This window comes from Desulfatibacillum alkenivorans DSM 16219 (genome assembly GCF_900142135.1).
In the GTDB taxonomy this organism is placed as follows: Bacteria; Desulfobacterota; Desulfobacteria; order Desulfobacterales; family Desulfatibacillaceae; genus Desulfatibacillum; species Desulfatibacillum alkenivorans.
This window is the reverse complement of sequence record NZ_FQZU01000019.1, coordinates 59,124-77,125: the sequence shown is the minus strand read 5'-3', so window position 1 is coordinate 77,125 and position 18,002 is coordinate 59,124. Positions and strand designations below refer to the sequence as shown.

The following is an 18,002-nucleotide window of genomic DNA, read 5'->3' as shown; positions in this document are numbered from 1 at the left end:
TCCGCTTGACCACAGAGGAGGCGCAGCAGAAAAGGGGCTAAGTGTTGGAAAGGAACAGCTTGACCACTTCCTCGGCCCTGAAACGCTCTCCTTTCAGGATGACTTCCTCGCTGCCGCCGACCGGTACTTTCAGGAATTTATCCGTCTGCAAGGCGTCATAAAGGTGCAAAGCCCGAAAATTGTCGGGTTCCACAAGTTTCTCAATCAGCAGAGGCATTATTTCCTTGCCCATGCCGGCCAATTCAACGAATTCATCGCTGTGCCTGACGTAACTGGTGTCGGAGAGCAATATCCGGTGGCCGGATTTCCAGGTCTCCTTCCAGGCGCTAAAGCGGTTTTCAAAGGCCTCCACCGTGTCCTTGGGGATAGCCTCCTTCAAACCATCCAGTGCTTTTTTCTGGTACTCGTCCAGCAGCATGGCGCCCACCTCCTTGCTTTTCCTCACCTCGTCTTTCAGCATGGCGGCTTTATCCAACACGCGGGAATCCCTTGATTTAGCATAATACGCGATCACCTGTCCATAAATCGCCCCTTCCAACTCCGTCAGCCCATGCTGGATTCGAAGGCCTGCACCGCACTTGGACTCCCACCGCGGGCCGTGTCCAGGGCCGGATATGCATCCGTGGGTCATCTGGTTGTAGTCGCCGTTAAGCGCCCAAACCGCCACGGGGCCGGAATTTTGACGCACGAAGCCATAGCCTTGATAAAACACGTCAAATTCATTGATGGTGGACCCGGGCCATAACCAATCCCAATCCACATCCACGGTCCAGGCAATGCAGTTGTAAACGCCGGTGGCGTTGTCCGTAACCCGGGCTCTGTCTACGTCCAGGTTGGGAAAGTGTCTTTTGTATTCCGCCTTTTCAGACGGGGTCATCTCTCTGTCCATGGTTTTCTCCTTGTAGTTTGTAGGGTCATGAGCGGAAAAGTAAGGCAAACGGCCTTGGTCCTGGCGCAGGGCGGCATCACCTCCTTGGCTTTTGGGGAATTGTTGGATGGTTATTTATTGATTACTACATACTACACATTTTGGTCAAGACTTATTTCGGCCGAAGAAAGGAGGAGAATTATCGTGGAGAGACTCAGTCAGCGGGTCGAACGATGCGGTTTTTCAAAACGCCCAGGCCTTCAATTTCCAGTTCCACCACGTCGCCGGGGGAAAGCCAGCGGTCCAGCTCCAGGCCGCAGCCTCCGCCCACGGTGCCGGAGCCGATCAACTCTCCGGGGTAGAGGGTTTCGTCCTGGGATATGTGGCGGATCATGTCTTCAAATTTATGATACATCTCGCCTGAATTGCCCCGGGACCATTCCTCGCCGTTAACCCGGGCGATCATGGTCAGGTTGTAGGGATTGGGAATTTCGTCCGGGGTGACCAGCCAGGGGCCGGTGACGTAGGATGTATCGAAATTCTTGCCTTTTGCCGGTCCCAGCCTGCCTGCCATCTCCCGCATTTGCATGTCCCTGGCCGAGAAGTCGTTGAATATGGTGTATCCAGCGATGTAAGAGGCCGCCTCATCCCTTGGGATGTTTTTTCCCTGTTTGCCGATGTAGATTCCCATCTCCAGTTCGTAATCCAGTTTTTTGGAGTAGGACGGCCACTGGATGTCATGATCCGGCCCCACCATGCACATGGGGTTGCCGGTATAATAAACCGGAAATTTGTACCAGATTTTGGGCGGCTTGATTAAAGGGCTTCCCTTATATTTGGCGAATAGCCGGTTCGCCGCGGCCAAAGCCGGGGAGCGCCACTTGATGACGGTCTGGGCGCTCTGGTTCAGGTGTTTTTCAAAGGCCAGGCAATCCCGGATGGACACGGGCCTGGGGACGGGCGCCAGCAGGCTGACGGAGTCCACAGGAAAGCAGGTTCCGCTTGGTTTTTCCTTTTCCGCTCTTTCCAGAATGTCTGACGCCTGCTCCTTTGCCTTTGGGCCCCCTTCCAAAAACGCCAGGGCATTGGCCAGAGCCCGGGGCTTTTTCCCGTCCAGGGCCTGAGCTGCGTCGGCGAAGCTGACCAGGGTTGTTCCATTTTTCATCAAGGCCCCAAAGCGGATTTTGGGGCGGGATTCCGCGTCTACTTGAAAACTGGATAGTTTCATATTGTTTACCCCCCAATTATTTTTGCAAGACCCCGCACTTCATGCATGATTTGCCCTATGTCCATGCCGGTCAGGCGTCCGTCTTCAACCAACTGCCGGCCGTCGACGAACACGTGCTTGACATTGTCCGCCGAAGCCGCATAGACCACCGCCGAGTCCGGGTGATACATGGGCGTCATATTGGGCGCGTTCAGGTCAATGACAATGATGTCCGCTCTTTTTCCCTTTTCCAGGGAGCCCGTCACAGCTCCCAGGCCGATGGCGTCGGCCGACATCCTGGAGGCCAGGGCGATGGCGGTCGCTGCATCCAGTTCCGTGGGGTCCAGATCCAGGGCCTTATGGATTTTGGCGGTCAGGCCCGTTTCGCCGAACATATCGTGGTTGTTGTTGGACGCCGGACCGTCCGTACCCAGGCCCACCCTTACTCCGGCGCGCAAGTAGGCTGGGATGGGCGCCACGCCCGAAGCCAGCTTCATTTCGCTGTGCGTGGTCACGGACACGGCGGCTTTTTTTTGAGAGAGGATTTCCATGTCCTTGTCGTCCACCCATACGCCGTGCACCAGAAGGGTGTTTTGATCCAGGACGCCCAGCCCGTCCAAATATTGGACCGGAGAAAGGCCGTGCCGCTCCATGCTTTGCGTGTGCTCAAATTTGGACTCGGCCGCGTGGATTTGAAGGAGCACGCCCAGGGCGGCGGCCTCCTTTTTGGCGTTTTGAATGGTTTCCGCCGAACAGGTATAGGCCGAGTGGCAAAAGATGGACGGCGTGATAAGCGGCGTTTTTCCTTTCCATTCCTTTGCGTAGCTGACCGAGGCCTGCACGTTTTGGCTGGGGTCGGGAACGCCGGGCGCCGGGAAGTCTATGATTCCGTGGGCCAGGACGGCGCGGAGGCCGGTCTCCGACGCAGCCTGAGCCACGGCGTCTTCGTAAAAATAGCCGTCGCAGAAGCAGGTGGTTCCTGAAAGCAGCATTTCCGCGCAGGAAAGCAGGGTCCCGATTCGGACCGTTTGAGGGTTGATGTGCGCGGCTTCCGCCGGGAATATGTGTTCGTTCAGCCATGTTTCCAGGGGCAGGTCGTCGGCCAGCCCCCGGAAGATGCTCATGGGAACGTGGGTGTGCGAGTTTACGAGGCCCGGCATGATGATTCCGCCGCCGGCGTCAAGGACTTGCCGGGCGTCCTTGCCTTCCGGAGCCTTTTCCCTGGGGCCGGCGAACATGATTTCGCCGCCGGCGACGCAAATTAGACCGTCTTCATAAATATGGGAGTCCGCGTCCACTGTAAGCAAAATTCCGTTTTCAATAATCAGGTCGTATGTCATGAGGGCGCCTTTCTTCATGAGGCTGCATGGTTTTTTGCACCGCCCCGGGATCATTGGCCGGGTTTCTTGGGCCTTTGCAGGCCGCCGGAGAAAACTCCTTAGTGTATCCGACAGAATTGCCGAAAATGCAATGGCTGGGTTTTCAGGCCCATCATGGAAAAAATTGGGGGCAGGGCGAAACAGCGGCGAAAAGAGGGTGCGCATGACAGTTCCTTGCTGCCCGGGAAAGTAAAAACTATGAATAATAGTGATAAAATTCATGGGGCTCCAGTGAAATTCCTCACGAAAGGCGGATTACAAAAGGCTTGCCAAATCCGGGGTGCATTTGTTAGGGTTATTGAAGATAGAAGGCCGATTTTTCAATTATTAAAAACGAACCTGTTTAAACTAACCCACCGACAGGGGCAATATAGATATGACTGTTGATACGAGCGCTTTGTCCGGCAATCTGGAGTTTTTGACCTTGCCTGATGTGCTGCAGCTTCTCCATACCAATACTTGTTCGGGTATTTTACGGGTTAAAAATCCATACACTCCGACGCCGGGGGTGGTTTATTTTAGCAAAGGCGCGGCCCTTGACGCCCTGGCTGAAGATAAAAGCGGCATAGAAGCCCTGTATGAATTATTTGGCTGGGTGGAAGGAACTTTTACTTTTTCCACGGAAAAAGTCACCGCCTCCCGGGTGATAAAAGCGGGAATGATGGAAATCATCCTGGACGGCACCCGGATGCTGGACGACGGAAAGATTGCCAAAAAAGGTCCGGAAGAGGCGTTCACTCAAGACGACCAAAATACCACGGACGGCTCCAACCTGCCCGTCGTCAGAAGGCCTATCTCCAACTACTCCTACGTGCTTGACGAGGAGGAAGTCGCCAACGGAAAGAATATCGTGACCCAGGGGCGGCACGGGGACTGGATATGCGTGATGCTGGACGGATACGCGGACGTTATTCGCCAGACGCCCAAGGACGGGGTGACAATCACCCGTTTGGGGCCCGGATCGCTCATCGGCAACATCTCTTCCCTCATGAGCACCAAAAGCGTCAGAACCGCCACTTTGGTGGCCAGGGGCCGGGTCGCCCTGGGCGTGCTGGACATGCAGCGCATCCACACGGAATTTTCCATTTTGACGCCCAAGTTCCGGTCCATTGCGGTAAGTCTGGATAAAAGGTTGCGTCAAGCCACGGATACGGTTGTGGACATTCACCTGAAACAATTGAACGTCAAGGAAGTGCTGGCCGGAAAACGCCTGCTCATGGAGCAGGGCTCTACGGACGAGCAGGCTCACTTGATCGAAGAAGGCGAAGTCTGCGTGGTGCGCAAGACCAAAAAAGGCCCAATCCCTTTGGCGTTTTTGGAAAAAGGGGATTACGTGGGGAACATTCCCTGCATAAACACCGGGCACGAGCCTTCGGGCGCGGCCCTGTACGCCACGGAAGACGTCAAACTGGCGCCTTTGGATCTGGAGCTTGTGCAGCAGGAGTACGATGAGGCTTCCCCCATGATCCGGGCGATTTTGGACCACGTGGCCGCCTGCGTTTCCGTGACCACCCTGATTGCCTGCGATTTTGAAAAAATGACCCGGAAAAGATAGCCGGGCGAGGGGCGGGTTTATTCCGCGGGCGGTTTTCAATCATCAGCTCTCATGACTACTTATAAAAAGGATTTGCGGCCCGGCGGCCTTCGCGCCTTAGGCCATGAGATCATTTTTGAAGCCGACACCCCGGCCGGAAAAGCCTTTGATGTGATTCTCATCATCAGCATCATGCTTTCCGTGCTGGTGGTCATGGCCGACTCCGTTCACAGCATCCAGGTTCAATACGGCAAGGCGCTTTATGTTTTAGAGTGGGGTTTCACCGTGCTGTTTACCGTGGAGTACGTCCTGCGTCTGATTTGCGTGGGCAAGCCCCTGCGCTACGCCGGCAGCTTTTTCGGAATAGTCGATCTGTTGGCGATTCTGCCCACCTACCTGAGCGTTCTCATCCCCGGCAGCCATTACCTGACCGTCATCCGCGTTTTGCGGCTTCTCCGCGTCTTTCGGGTCCTCAAGCTGGCTCAATACGTGGGGGAGGCCAATGTGCTCATGGGCGCTTTGGCTTCCAGCAGACGCAAGATTACGGTGTTTTTATTCGCCGTGGCCGCCATGGTGGTCATCCTGGGCTCGGCCATGTACGTGATCGAAGGCGAGAAAAACGGGTTCGTCTCCATTCCCGCCAGCATTTATTGGGCTGTGGTAACGCTCACCACGGTCGGCTACGGGGACATTTCCCCCAAAACCGCGCCCGGGCAGGCCCTGGCCGCCCTGGTGATGATTTTGGGATACGCCATCATCGCCGTGCCCACGGGGATTGTCTCCGCGGAGCTGGTCAAAGGCCCGGGGCAAAAAAAAATCAGCACTCAGGCGTGCCCTCAATGCAGCAAAGAGGGGCACGACCCGGATGCTGAATATTGCAAATACTGCGGCGCTCCGCTATAGAAAGCGGTTTCACTCAGGGGGCTCTTCTTTTAGCTTTATCAGATTTCTCCAAAAATTCAGGATGTTCGCCTTGGTTTCCAATGGATCTCCGTCCGTTAGCTTGGCGGCTGTGAGTATGTAATCCTGAAAAACCTCCAGGCCCAACGCCATGGCCATGATGCCGGCCACGATCATTTCGGGGTCGGCGTCCTCAATGATCCGCCCCTGTTCTTGCTCCTTTTTTGCCATTTGCACAGCCAGGTCCACAAACGGAAAATCGCTTTGGATTTCCCCCTGCCATTTTCCGTCCAGCAGAGTGCGGGCGAGCACCCTCCAATAGGCGTCGTGCTTCAGCAGGGCCGCCCAAGCCATGGACATGGTTTCTTCAAAACTTGATCCCGGGCCCATTTCGCCAATTAAATCGGCCGACAGCTTTTCCTGCGTCTGCCGGCGCAGTACTTCCTTGGAGCCAAAATGGCGATGAATCAATCCATGATTCACTCCCGCCTTGGCCGCAATATCCCTTACAGACACGCCTGCCACGCCTTTATTGGCAAACAGCTCCGAAGCGGCTTCCAAAACCGAGGCCATTACCTCATCCCTTCCATGGGGTTTCCGCTTTTTCGGCATAGTTCAATCCTCCCTGCGCGCCATATTATTATTAATGCCAAGGAGATGCAAGCCGGAATTGCTTTTAGGCTATGGGAACGCCCCCCGGAAAACAGATTTTTCCATAATGAATTTATTCATTGATAAATGATATATTTAATATTTTTTAATGATATATTTTTCAGTATTTATGCATTGCCTATGGAAGGCGCATGAGGGAAAGGAACCTTTGCATGGCCTTTCCGGCAGTGGGGGAAAAGTTCCCATTTATAAAGATTTTTGAGGCCGGCGCCAATCCAAGGATGGTTTTTAGGTATTGGCCGACTCTTTTTGACTCCGAAAGGGGGATGTGTCATTGATAAAGGACCCTATCTTACCCAGGAATATGAATAGTGAGGAGGAAACCATGCAGCTTCTTTGGACGGAAAATGATTACGTTGGCCGCTTGAATCATGAAGACCTTTTAGTCAGATTGTGGGCTTTGCAGAATTTAGCCAATTTATACCCGGAGTCCTGCCCGCAGGAGGTTGAGAACCTGCTGGACAATCCGCCTGACGAAATGATTCCCAGCCTGATGAGGCTTTTAGGCTCTTCCAAGGCCGTTCAATATGCCCCTAAAATCATGGACCTGATCTGGACGGAATATGATCTTAACCAGGAAATAGGAATAGACGCCCTGATCGAAATGGGCGCCAAAGATGTGGCTGCGGATCTTGTCCGGCTTTGGCGCTCAGGCTCCGAATACGACGGCGTCATGAGGGAATCCGTGGAGGATTACCTGGCCGGGACAGGGATCGAAGAGTGCCGCCAGGCGCTGAAGGATCTCTATAAAGAGTCTCCCCTGTATGAAAAGATCGATGTCGGCATGAAATTGCTGAAGTTCGGCCGGCCGGAGGATGTGGCGGAGGTTCTTGATCCTTACTTGGAACAGGGCGGCGCCAAGTCTCCTTTGCATGTTCTGAAGGACCTTGTCCTCTCCGTGGATGGCAATCTTTATTTGGAATGGCTCCGGAATTTTCGGGCGCCCCAGTTGCGGAAGGAGTTTCCCGGAGTTATGGAATACCTGTCCCGCATGGCGCCCTGGGTTGAAGATTCACGGGGTTTTCTGGAAAAAGCCGCCGTTCACCTTAAGCGCAAACAATACCGGAATTATGCCGCCGTCCTGGCCGAGGAAGCGGAGAACCTGGTTGCTGAACGCTACTCCGGAGAGGAAATCTCCGCGGAAATGGAGGAAATTCATGGGATGGACCGGGTTGCCGCGGCCATCCTGCGGCATTTCGCCTCCCACGAGTTCTGGTGGGCCGATCCGGGACATCAGAACAGCATTTTTCTGGACATGTCCCGCGGCGCCACAGCATGCTTTTTGACATTCTACGCCCGGGGCCTCATCAAAAAGGCTTTGTCCCCGGGCGCCTCCCCCCAGGACCAGACGTCCGCCCTGGAAGCCGTTGAAGACCGGATGCCTGTGGCGCTTGCCAATGCTCTTGTTAACAATGGCGCCCCCCAGGCCTTGTCTGAGTATGTGGACAGCGGCCCTTCGTTTCGAGGATTAAAATGGGCTTTGACTTTAATGCTCAGGATGAAAAATAAAATGTTTATCCCCTCCCTGATGCGTTTGATGGAGAATTTCGGGGACGATGAAATGATAAGGGACGCCGCCATGACGGTTTTGGGAAGCTTCACCATTGCCGCCCAGGAGCCTTTGTTTGAGGCGGTCTTGAAGAGTACATGGCTGGAACCCCATGAAAAAATCATGCTGTTTGAAAATGCTCCCTTCGCCGAAGCCTTTGACGCCGCCGTGGACAATTGGGAGAAGTGTGAAGGTGATGACGAAGATGCGGAAGACCTGGCCCAAACGCTAAAGATGATCGGGGATGAAAGGGGGATTTCCTTTCTGCAGGATCTTTTTCATGACGGATTCGATGAAATTGTTGCGGACGGCCTGGAAACGCTGGCCGCGCTCCATGGAAAGGACATTCCCGAGAAGGAGGAATTGGTTGAAATCAGGAAATCCATAGGCGGTTGGGCGGGCAAATTGGTAAAAGAAGCCATGGAGGGGGGCTTTTACGAAGAGGAGGATGATGACGAATTTTTTGAAGGGGATGACTACCGTTATGAAGACGATTACGTTGAAGACGACGATGTCGACTTCGCTGACGACTACCTGGACGACGAACCGGATGATCCGTTCATGGGGTTTCAGGACCAGGAAACCTATCGCAGGGAGACGCCTAAAGTGGGCCGGAACGACCCTTGCCCCTGCGGGAGCGGCAAAAAATACAAGAAATGCTGCTTGAACAAATAGCATTAAATCCCGGCGGCCGGATCGCCTTTTTCCCGCCGCCAGGGTTTGAGCCTGGGGATGAGGATAGGCACGTGTTTCTGGTACTCCCGGTAATCCTCCCCGAGAATTCTGGCCGTGTCCCTGTCTTCCAGGCGCATGCCCGCCAGCACGTAAATCGTCCCCAAAAGGGCGAATTCCAGGCGGGTTGCGTTCATGACCGGTCCGATCCAGAGGAAGAACAGGGTGAAAAAATACACCGGGTGGCGGCAATGGGCGTAGGGGCCTTTCATGGACAGAGCCGGCGGCGGCGCCTCCTGCCTTTTCCAGCGCCTGATTACGGCGCGCACGCCTAAGGCTTCCATGTAGTCCAATAGAATGGACGTGACCCAGACTGCGCCGGCTGCGGCCAGAAAAGCGGCGATCAACACCCCGCGCCAAACCCCTTCCGCCTGCCAGAACACCCCTTCCAGCGGCCTCCATAAAAAAATTAAGGCGCACTGGGTCAGTCCGGCGATGGAGACGTAAAGCAGCTTAACAAAATCCTCGCCCACGAGTCTCGCCATGATCCTGTGGGAGAAGTCCCGCGCCAGGATGCTGTGCATCAAGCCCCAGGCGGCGAATATCAGGGCGTTGAAAACCGCATCCCGCCAGGTTCCCGGCCCGGTTTTGGGAAAAAGCAGGAAAACCATCAGCCACATTTGGGGCAGGTGGAAGGCCAAGACGCCCCAGGCGGTCAAACCGCCGTAAACAATACTTCGCATGCTCCGCTCCTGGTGTGAAAATTGCATCCTTTATAGCGAGGTATAGCAGGAATTGATCACATGGACAATTTATTTTGCGGGGCGCGGGCTTGCTCTCCATGCAGTCGTCGTGATAATCATCGTTCAAAAACACCGGACGCCGCCATAGAGCAACGCCCCGCAGAACACCTTAAACCTCCAGGATCGTTAGAGCGCCATACTATGACAAACAATCTTTCCGAACAAACAACGCACGGTTGCAACATGAGCCCTAACATTTTTTGCAGAATCGGGAGAATTTTGACGTCCTCCCTGGACCCAAAGGTCGTCTTTGAACGGGTGATGGCCCTTGTGGGCGAGCACTTCAACCCGCGAAACTGGTCCCTGCTTCTGGTGGACAAGGACACAGGACGGCTGCGCTTTGAGATCGTCATGGGCGTGGACGCGACCAAACTGCGCCGGTTTTATCTGGAGTGCGGGGAGGGCATTGTGGGCTGGGTTTGCCAGAACGCGAAACCCCTGGTCATAGAGAACGTCCGGGAAGACGCCAGGTTCAGCCCCCGGGTGGACGAGTTGCTGGGTTTCAAGACCCATTCCGTGGTTTGCGTGCCGTTGGTGAACGGCGGCAACAAGGTGGTGGGCGCCATCGAACTCATCAATAAATTGTCCCCGGATGGAAAGGGCGACGACGGTCTTCAATCCTTCACGCAGGAGGATATGGAAATTCTCAACTCCATCGGCGCCTTTACGGGCATTGCCGCCGAAAACGCCTTTTTGCACCAGCGGGTTCGCGAAATGGCCATGATCGACTCTCTGACGGGAATCAACAACCGGTTGTATTTCAACGAGGCCATCCGCAGGGAAGTGGACCGGGTTAAACGGTATAAAAAGACCTTGTGCATACTGTTCATGGACGTGAACGGCTTAAAAGGCATCAACGACCGGTTGGGGCACCTGATAGGGGATCAGGTGCTTGTCCAGGTGGCCGATGTGCTGAAGCAGTCCGTGAGAAAATCCGACATCCTGGCGCGATACGGCGGGGACGAATTCGTCGTCCTCATGCCTTTTGCCGGCCAGGAGGACGGCGACAAGCTGGCTTTGCGGATCCGGAACCTGCTGGAGCAATGGAATCAGGACCCCGCCATCCCCGGCGTTTCCCTGGGGTTGAGCATCGGGGTCCACGCAGCCCGGGCCGAAAACATGGACAGCGTGCTTCGCAAAGCGGACCTGAAAATGTACGAGCAAAAAATTCTTGAAAAAAAGGCCGAGGAATTGGTTTCCGAAGAGGAAATGCGCGGGTTCCTGACCCGATTGCTATGCTATTCATTCAGGATCATTCTATATCACAACTATTCATTTTAGAACGAAATTCTTAAATTGACTTTTTTAAAGAAATCACTTAGGATCACCCCATATCACGCAGTTTGTGACTAATACGTGACTAATTTATACCTTTGGGTTGATGGATAGATAAGCATCAATGGAGTATGACATGCCTAAGTTTGTCACTGCAGGAAAAAAGTGGGTAGGGGTGCAGTATTACGAATCAACCAATAGGAGGCACAACGGGCGTCCTGATCGGTGTTATTATATTCGATACCGGAACGCTCAAGACAAAATGGTCAGAGAGAAAATTGGATGGGCTTCAGAAAAATACACACCGCAAACTGCCGCTCATATTCGAGCAGAACGTATTAGGTCTATTCGTCATGGAGAAGATCTACCCCGAAAAAAAGAAAGGCCTTTGACCTGCAACGAACTGTCCGAGAGGTATTTTAAGGGGCCAGGAGCACTCATTAAAAGTATTCGAAACGATGAAAATCGTTGGGAGAATCATTTGAAGATTGGCCTTGGAAGTAAGGAGCCTGGGGTGATCACTCAGTTAGATATAGATAAACTAATCAAGGATCTGAAAAATAGGGAAAAGTCTGCTGGCACCATTTGGAATGTGCTAGAGCTGTTTAGGCGGATAGTAAATTTCGGAGCCGACAGAAATTTGTCTCCTCCTTTGTCGTTTAAACTAAAGATGCCAAAAAGAAATAGCGAGAAGACAGAGGTTCTTTCTCCTGAAGAATGGGAGCGCCTGAAAGCCGCTCTGAATGAGTATCCTAACCAAGCATCCGCTAATATGGTTCGAATTGCAGCTTTCGGTGGGCTTAGAAAATCTGAGATATTTGGTCTTAAGTGGGAGGATATAGACTTCCTACATAGGATTATCCGCATTTCTAATCCAAAATCTGGCGAACCGGAAAAGATTCCCATGAATGACTTACTTTACGAAACTTTGAAAACTCATCCCAAATTTGACAGTGAATACGTCTTTCCCGGTAGATCGGGGAAAAAGAGGGGAGATTCCAAGGTTGCACAAAGAATTAAAAAAATGGCGAAACTTCCCGATGATTTTCGCCCATGGCATGGTCTAAGGCACGCCTACGCAAGTGCTCTGGCAGAAAGTGGTGAGGTTGACCTATATCATTTAATGAAATTAATGCGCCATCGGAGTCCCCAGATGACCCAGCGGTATGCACACCTTCGGGATAAGTCTCTTTTGGATGCTTCAAATAAACTTGGGGCGATGATTTCGAAAAAGAAAGAGGATTAGTTAGTCAGGTTCACTTTTTAACCCCTTTTACTCCAAACAAGCGATTATACTTTTTGGCAGTCTCTTTCAAAGCCTTTCTGATAATATCTTTCGTTAATTTAGGGTACTCAGGTTGCAACTGTTTGCATAGCTCCACAGCCATTTCATGATGAAGTGTTTTATCTCCATTTTTCCATCGTTCCTCAGCAATTTTAATGGCCTTTTGCTTCCCTTCATTATGTTTTTCCCAGCCCTTCGCGCGGTTTTCAGATGCGGCTTTACTAACAATTGCCTTTTTTCGCTCATCTTGAATTTCCATGCCCTGATCCTGAGAAGCAAGGCCTTCATCGCCCTGCCGTCCCAAACTTATCTCTATAGCATTCCAAATTGATAATTCTGCAATAGGCTCGGGGGACCAAACGATTAATCTACAATCAGGTTTAATAAGCTCTTTGCCATTAATCCTGTAAAAATCCCCCTCCTCAATAAACCTCATTAGTGTGTCCCAGGTGCCCCAGTCAGACCCAGATAACTTGTCAAGTCTAGTTAACAACACTGTTCCGCCTGGATGCTTTTCAAAGACACCTACTTTGCCCAGAGTCCCATCAGCGTTTTCAACTCCAAAAAGAGTCTCATCAATCGAATTATTTTCACGAGTACCTCCCAGGTTAATTTCCTTATAATGAACTATCCTTTTACTTCTTCGCCTCCTAATGCTTAGGTGATAAATAGCTCTTGCTACCGATTTTGCAATTTCAATAGAGTTTCCGCTCAATAAAACTATATCATCGCGTCTTGAGGCTAATACAATTCTTCGACATAGATCCTGCGTCCATCCATCTTCGCTATAAAACTTAAACTTGCTAAATACGGACTGGTAAAAAGGTATGTCGAATAATGGCTCATTATCATCAGCAAGAATAAACTGAACTTCTCCCAAAAGTCGTTGAGCCTCAAACTGATTTGAAGGATCATCGGGAAAGGGAGCTTTTAAATAGATATAATCGATGGCTCCAATTTCTTGAGCTTCTTTCGCCGCCTTTTTGTCAAAATAGTCCGATGCAATAATTATTGGTACATCTCTTTGTATTTCTGAAAAACCCTTTGTAAAAGAACGAACTTCAGAAAGTGGAAACCAAGATACTTTAGATTTGTATGGATCTTCAGTTTTTTGAAATTTAAAGTGAGGGTCATAAATTAACACGTCTACATCATCGATCGTTTCTCCCGTAGGAGCCTTATATTGATCCTCAAGATGCACCCAATCAATATTGCCACTATCTAAAATAAGTTCAACGTAACGGGTCAAATGCTGATCGGACAGTTTAAGGCCAACCTTACCCATGACAAATTCCCTCAAAAAGTATAGTTCAAAAACCGGGCTGCTAAGACCGTTAGAAATGCAAGGATGAGAGCCTTAGCCCCGGACCTCCTTGAAAAATTGGGATTTTACGTCCGGCGCAGTCTGCTGCATTCTGTGTTTAGACAGGTAAAATTAATCAGAAAATGAACTGGTTTTCAAGAACTTCAAATTTTAAAGGTTAAAAACAGCAGTTAATCTCCCGCCCCCAAAACCACCTCCACCAATCCGTCCACAGTTATATCCCCCAACCCAAGATCATCCTTCACCCTCGGTAAAGCCCTTCTCCAACTGTCAGCCGAAGTTGGGTAGTTGGGATCTTCAGTGAAGTACACATTGATCAGCCACGCCCGCACTTGGCAAATCTCCCTGAAAAAGTACAAGTGGGCGATCCTATTTGCTGACTGATATAAAGGCCCGGTCCAGTCATTTTCGGCAGCTACACCAAGAAAGTCCTTAACCTTACCCAGAGCCTTATCAATGAGTTTTCTGGATTGATTCAAGGCTTGGCATCCGTTTCCGTATATCTCATCTATGTGGCTCTTTGCTTCGACGAGAACCACACCTTCGACCTGGTCTGTAACCTGGTTCTCAATTCTGGCTAAGGCGTCCCACACAGGTCCACGTCTTGGCCAGAAAGATTGAAGCCTATCCCAGTAATGACCTATACCCAACGCTTCAAGAAAGGCCCGATCCTGGTATTCTGCGAAATTATCTTTTTCCAAGGGAGATACCCAGACCAGACCTCCAGCAGATGGGAAGTCCGGGATAGCTGAAAGAAGCGCACTATTCAGAGCATCCTGCCTGAAATTTACATAGGTCTGAATTAGGCGCTGACTGCCTGCATAGGGGCGTCCGTATTGGTCTGTTCTCTGTTTTGGGTTTCTGGTTTGGTCCAAGGCTGATTGATCCCACAGTTGAAAAATCTTGCAAGTCTATCCTTGGTAAGTGTTCGCGCCTGGATATTGACCTGCTAATTCGTTAATAATCGTTATCACTAAATCCTTGAATTCTCAAGTGGGTATTGACTTTTTATGGCTAAAGGAGGATAAATAATGAGTACCTCCCCGTCGTCTATCAAGAAATTTTGTTTGAGTATTGAGTGAAGAGAGCGCGTAAATGGCATCTATTCCAAAATCTCCAAATTTCAATTTTTTAGATAAACACGATCCGATATTGGTTCGATATGCTTCACAGGCGGAGAGGTATGTTTTTGATGATCCAAACACCGCCCTTTTCAAATTGAGGCAGTTTGCTGAGGTTCTTGCACAACATGCAGCCGCATACTCAGGACTCTATGTTGAGAATGAAGATAACCTACTCGCCATCATTAATCGCCTTTGGAACAGGGGTATTTTAACAGACGAAGTCTCCCAACTCTTTCATCAAATTAGAAAAGTAGGCAATGCAGCGGTTCATAAAAATGCAGGTACTCAGGGGGAAGCCCTACATCAACTGAAGTTTGCCAGAACGCTTGCCGTCTGGTTTCATAAAACATTCGGACATGATCCCAGTTTTAAGCCAGGAGGTTTTGTCCCTCCCCCTGAACCAAAAGACGCAACTCAAGAGCTTCAAGAGGAGCTAAAGCATCTCCAGGCCAAATTAATAGAATATGAAGATACTGCAAAGGCTGCCAAGGAGACTGCAAAGGCTGCCAAGGAGACTGCAAAGGAAGAAGCCCGCCGCAGAGCGGAAGCCCAAGCTAAGGCCCAAGAAGCGTACAATGAGCTTTCCGCCGCGATGGAATTGGCAGAAGAAACGGAGGCGCAGCTTCATCAACAGAAAATTGAGTTTGAAGACCGTTTGCAAGCTCTTCAGGCAAAGACCGCTTCGGCGACAAAGGAGCAGATGTCGCTTATAGTTGAGTCTGCAAAAACAGCAGGGGAAGACCTGGATCTGGATGAAGCCGATACTCGGAAAATTGTAGATTCTCAACTCAGAGACGCTGGATGGGAAGCCGATACCCAGGCGATCTCTTACAAAAAGGGAGTTCGTCCTCAGAAGGGGAAAAATCTTGCCATCGCTGAATGGCCCACAGAGAAAGGACCGGCGGACTACGTACTGTTTGCTGGCTTAAAGCCTCTTGCTATTGTCGAGGCAAAACGCAAGGTTAAAGATGTTCCAGGCATCATTGAACAGGCTAAGAGATACAGCAAGGGATACACGATAAAGGCTGACGAGGTTCTTCCGGGTGGCCCATGGGGCGACTACAAAATTCCATTCCTTTTTGCCACCAACGCCCGTCCCTATCTCAAACAAATTCAAACTAAAAGCGGAATTTGGTTTCTGGATGCCCGGATTTCTACTAACCATCCCTATCCTTTATTAGGGTGGTATTCTCCAGAAGGCCTATTGGCAGAACTTCAAAAAGATAAACAAGCAGCCAACGAAAAACTTAAGCAGGAACCCACGGATTATCTCCCCTTGCGTGACTATCAAGCCGAGGCAGTTCATGCAGTGGAAAAGGGTATTGAAGAAGGCAGAAGAGAAATAATGGTCGCCATGGCTACTGGGACAGGCAAGACCATAACCTGTTTGGGGCTTGTGTATCGGCTATGCAAAGTGAAAAGATTTCGTCGTATTCTCTTCTTGGTTGATCGGACGGCTCTGGGAGATCAGGCAACCGGCGCGTTTAAGGATGTGCGCCTGGAAAATCTTCAAAGTTTTGCCGACATATACGACATCAAAGAGCTTGGAGACGTTGCGCCTGAACCAGACACACGGCTTCAAGTGGCGACCATTCAGGGCATGATTAAAAGGCTGCTCTTCCCATCTGATGAAAATTCTCCCATTCCAGTGGATCAATACGACTGCATCGTGATTGATGAATGCCATCGGGGGTATAACCTTGACCGGGAGATGTCTGATGCAGAACTCACATTTCGCAGCGAAATGGATTACGTTTCTAAGTACACAAGGGTTTTGGAATACTTTGATGCGGTGAAGATAGGGCTCACTGCCACCCCTGCTCTCCATACTACCGAGATATTTGGCCCTCCAATTTTTACCTATTCTTATCGACAGGCTGTCGTGGACGGCTGGTTATCTGATCATGAACCACCGATAAGAATCGTCACCCAATTGGCTGAAGAGGGCATTAAATGGGCAAAGGGAGAGGAGATGCAGGTTTATGATGCTAAGAATGAACAGCTATCCCTCTTCCAGGTTCCCGACGATGTTAAGATTGAGATAGATGAATTCAATAAGCGTGTTGTCACAGAACCCTTCAACGAAACGATTTGTCGAGAGTTAGTACATCACATCGATCCTGAGCTTCCGGGAAAAACTCTAATCTTTTGCGCCACTGATGCTCATGCGGACATTGTGGTGGATAAACTTAAAAAGGCGTTTGATGAGGAATACGGGGAAATTGAAGACGATGCCGTAGTCAAAATTACGGGGGCCTCTGACAAACCTCTGGAACTGATTCGGAGATATAAAAATGAGAGGCTGCCTTCAATAGCTGTTACGGTAGACCTTCTCACCACAGGGGTTGATGTTCCTGAGATCGTCAACATTGTGTTCATGCGGCGCGTCCGTAGTCGAATACTATATGAGCAGATGCTTGGGAGGGGCACCCGGTTATGCCCAGGCCTTTTTGGGGAGGGGGAAGATAAAGAGCGTTTTAAGATTTTTGACGCTGTTGATTTGTACGCCGCCCTTGATTCACATAACACGATGAAGCCAGTGGTGGTCAATCCTAACATTCCATTCGCTCAATTAGTGAACGAATTAGAAACGTTGGAAGATGAAGAGGCTCTGAAACAGGTCAAGGATCAACTCTTGGCCAAGTTGAACAGGAAGAAAAGCAGACTCAAGGGTAAGAGCCTTGAAAATTTTCAAACCCTTGCTGGCGGCACTCCCTCAGATTTCATAAAAGAATTACGCCAATGGACGCCTAAGCAAATAACTGATTGGTTTGCAGAACACTCAGAACTACTGACCTTTCTGGATAAAGTTACAATGGGAGGTCAAAAGATTGTTATTTCTGAACATGAAGACCAATTTCGGAGAGTTGAAAGAGGCTATGGGGAGAGCAAGAAGCCTGAAGACTATTTAGAATCTTTTAAGAAGTTCATTCAAGATAACATTAATGAAATTCCTGCTCTCATGATCGTGACCCAGCGCCCAAGGGAGCTAACCCGGAAGCAACTCAAAGAACTCAAACTCACCTTGGATAATGCCGGTTACACTGAACCAAATCTCGAAACTGCATATCGAGAGACCACAAACCAAGACATTGCAGCTTCCATCATCGGTTATATCCGTGGTATGGCTTTGGGCTCTCCCCTGGTCCCGTATTCGGAAAGAGTGGACCGTGCGATGCAGAAAATAATTGCAAGTACGCAATGGACGGCTCCCCAAAGAAAATGGCTGGAACGCATTGGCAAGCAACTCAAGGTGGAGACTATCGTAGACAGGGATTCCCTGGATAAGGGATCTTTTGCGGCGCAAGGCGGTTTCAATCGTTTAAACAAGGTTTTTGACGGGAAGCTCCAAACTATTTTGGATGATATTAACGAAGAATTATGGGCGGAATCCGCTTAGAATAGGCATT

Annotated in this window: 13 protein-coding genes; 6 read left to right on the top strand and 7 right to left on the bottom strand. The window is 50.6% G+C overall.

All coding sequences use genetic code 11. The features are described from left to right. Positions 1-37 precede the first annotated feature (37 nt). The 3 genes from BUE18_RS15410 to BUE18_RS15400 all read right to left on the bottom strand — a co-directional run bounded on the left by BUE18_RS15410 (position 38) and on the right by BUE18_RS15400 (position 3,415). Positions 38-889 (bottom strand): DUF7689 domain-containing protein, encoded by an 852-nt coding sequence (locus BUE18_RS15410; RefSeq protein WP_073477063.1) that lies wholly within the window; start codon positions 887-889, stop codon positions 38-40. 193 nt (positions 890-1,082) lie between these two features. Further along, positions 1,083-2,096, bottom strand: coding sequence for a fumarylacetoacetate hydrolase family protein (locus tag BUE18_RS15405; protein ID WP_073477061.1), 1,014 nt, complete (start codon positions 2,094-2,096; stop codon positions 1,083-1,085). Positions 2,097-2,101: 5 nt separating this feature from the next. Further along, the gene (locus BUE18_RS15400) at positions 2,102-3,415 is read right to left on the bottom strand and encodes an amidohydrolase family protein (RefSeq protein ID WP_170868379.1); all 1,314 of its coding nucleotides are present in this window, start codon (positions 3,413-3,415) and stop codon (positions 2,102-2,104) included. 415 nt (positions 3,416-3,830) lie between these two features. On the opposite strand from BUE18_RS15400, the gene BUE18_RS15390 reads away from it, so the two are divergent. Further along, positions 3,831-5,009 (top strand): cyclic nucleotide-binding domain-containing protein, encoded by a 1,179-nt coding sequence (locus BUE18_RS15390; protein ID WP_073477055.1) that lies wholly within the window; start codon positions 3,831-3,833, stop codon positions 5,007-5,009. A 51-nt stretch (positions 5,010-5,060) separates the two neighbouring features. After that, positions 5,061-5,891 (top strand): ion transporter, encoded by an 831-nt coding sequence (locus BUE18_RS15385; protein WP_073477053.1) that lies wholly within the window; start codon positions 5,061-5,063, stop codon positions 5,889-5,891. Between the two features lie 9 nt (positions 5,892-5,900). On the opposite strand, the gene BUE18_RS15380 is transcribed toward BUE18_RS15385, so the two are convergent. Beyond that, positions 5,901-6,500 (bottom strand): TetR/AcrR family transcriptional regulator, encoded by a 600-nt coding sequence (locus BUE18_RS15380; protein ID WP_073477051.1) that lies wholly within the window; start codon positions 6,498-6,500, stop codon positions 5,901-5,903. A 385-nt stretch (positions 6,501-6,885) separates the two neighbouring features. Here BUE18_RS15380 and BUE18_RS28515 point away from each other — a divergent pair, with 385 nt between their 5' ends. After that, positions 6,886-8,784 carry a YecA family protein gene (locus BUE18_RS28515; RefSeq protein ID WP_244549331.1) on the top strand — a complete coding sequence of 633 codons (1,899 nt, stop codon included), beginning with the start codon at positions 6,886-6,888 and terminating at the stop codon, positions 8,782-8,784. A gap of 2 nt (positions 8,785-8,786) precedes the next feature. Here BUE18_RS28515 and BUE18_RS15370 read toward each other — a convergent pair whose 3' ends face one another. Continuing rightward, positions 8,787-9,524 (bottom strand): methyltransferase family protein, encoded by a 738-nt coding sequence (locus BUE18_RS15370; protein ID WP_073477049.1) that lies wholly within the window; start codon positions 9,522-9,524, stop codon positions 8,787-8,789. Positions 9,525-9,803: 279 nt separating this feature from the next. Between BUE18_RS15370 and BUE18_RS15365 the strand changes: the two genes are divergently transcribed. Further along, positions 9,804-10,865 carry a sensor domain-containing diguanylate cyclase gene (locus BUE18_RS15365; protein ID WP_073477047.1) on the top strand — a complete coding sequence of 354 codons (1,062 nt, stop codon included), beginning with the start codon at positions 9,804-9,806 and terminating at the stop codon, positions 10,863-10,865. A gap of 130 nt (positions 10,866-10,995) precedes the next feature. Then, positions 10,996-12,105: a tyrosine-type recombinase/integrase gene (locus BUE18_RS15360; protein WP_073477045.1), complete on the top strand. Its 1,110-nt coding sequence runs from the start codon at positions 10,996-10,998 to the stop codon at positions 12,103-12,105. A gap of 10 nt (positions 12,106-12,115) precedes the next feature. Here BUE18_RS15360 and BUE18_RS15355 read toward each other — a convergent pair whose 3' ends face one another. Beyond that, on the bottom strand, positions 12,116-13,429 hold the full coding sequence (locus BUE18_RS15355) for a sigma 54-interacting transcriptional regulator (RefSeq protein ID WP_073477043.1): 1,314 nt from the start codon (positions 13,427-13,429) through the stop codon (positions 12,116-12,118). Positions 13,430-13,638: 209 nt separating this feature from the next. Further along, a complete protein-coding gene (locus BUE18_RS15350) occupies positions 13,639-14,343 on the bottom strand; it encodes a hypothetical protein (protein WP_139264762.1) in 705 nt (234 codons plus the stop codon). 220 nt (positions 14,344-14,563) lie between these two features. Here BUE18_RS15350 and hsdR point away from each other — a divergent pair, with 220 nt between their 5' ends. Then, positions 14,564-17,992, top strand: coding sequence for a type I restriction-modification system endonuclease (gene hsdR / locus BUE18_RS15345; RefSeq protein ID WP_073477039.1), 3,429 nt, complete (start codon positions 14,564-14,566; stop codon positions 17,990-17,992). Positions 17,993-18,002 lie beyond the last annotated feature (10 nt).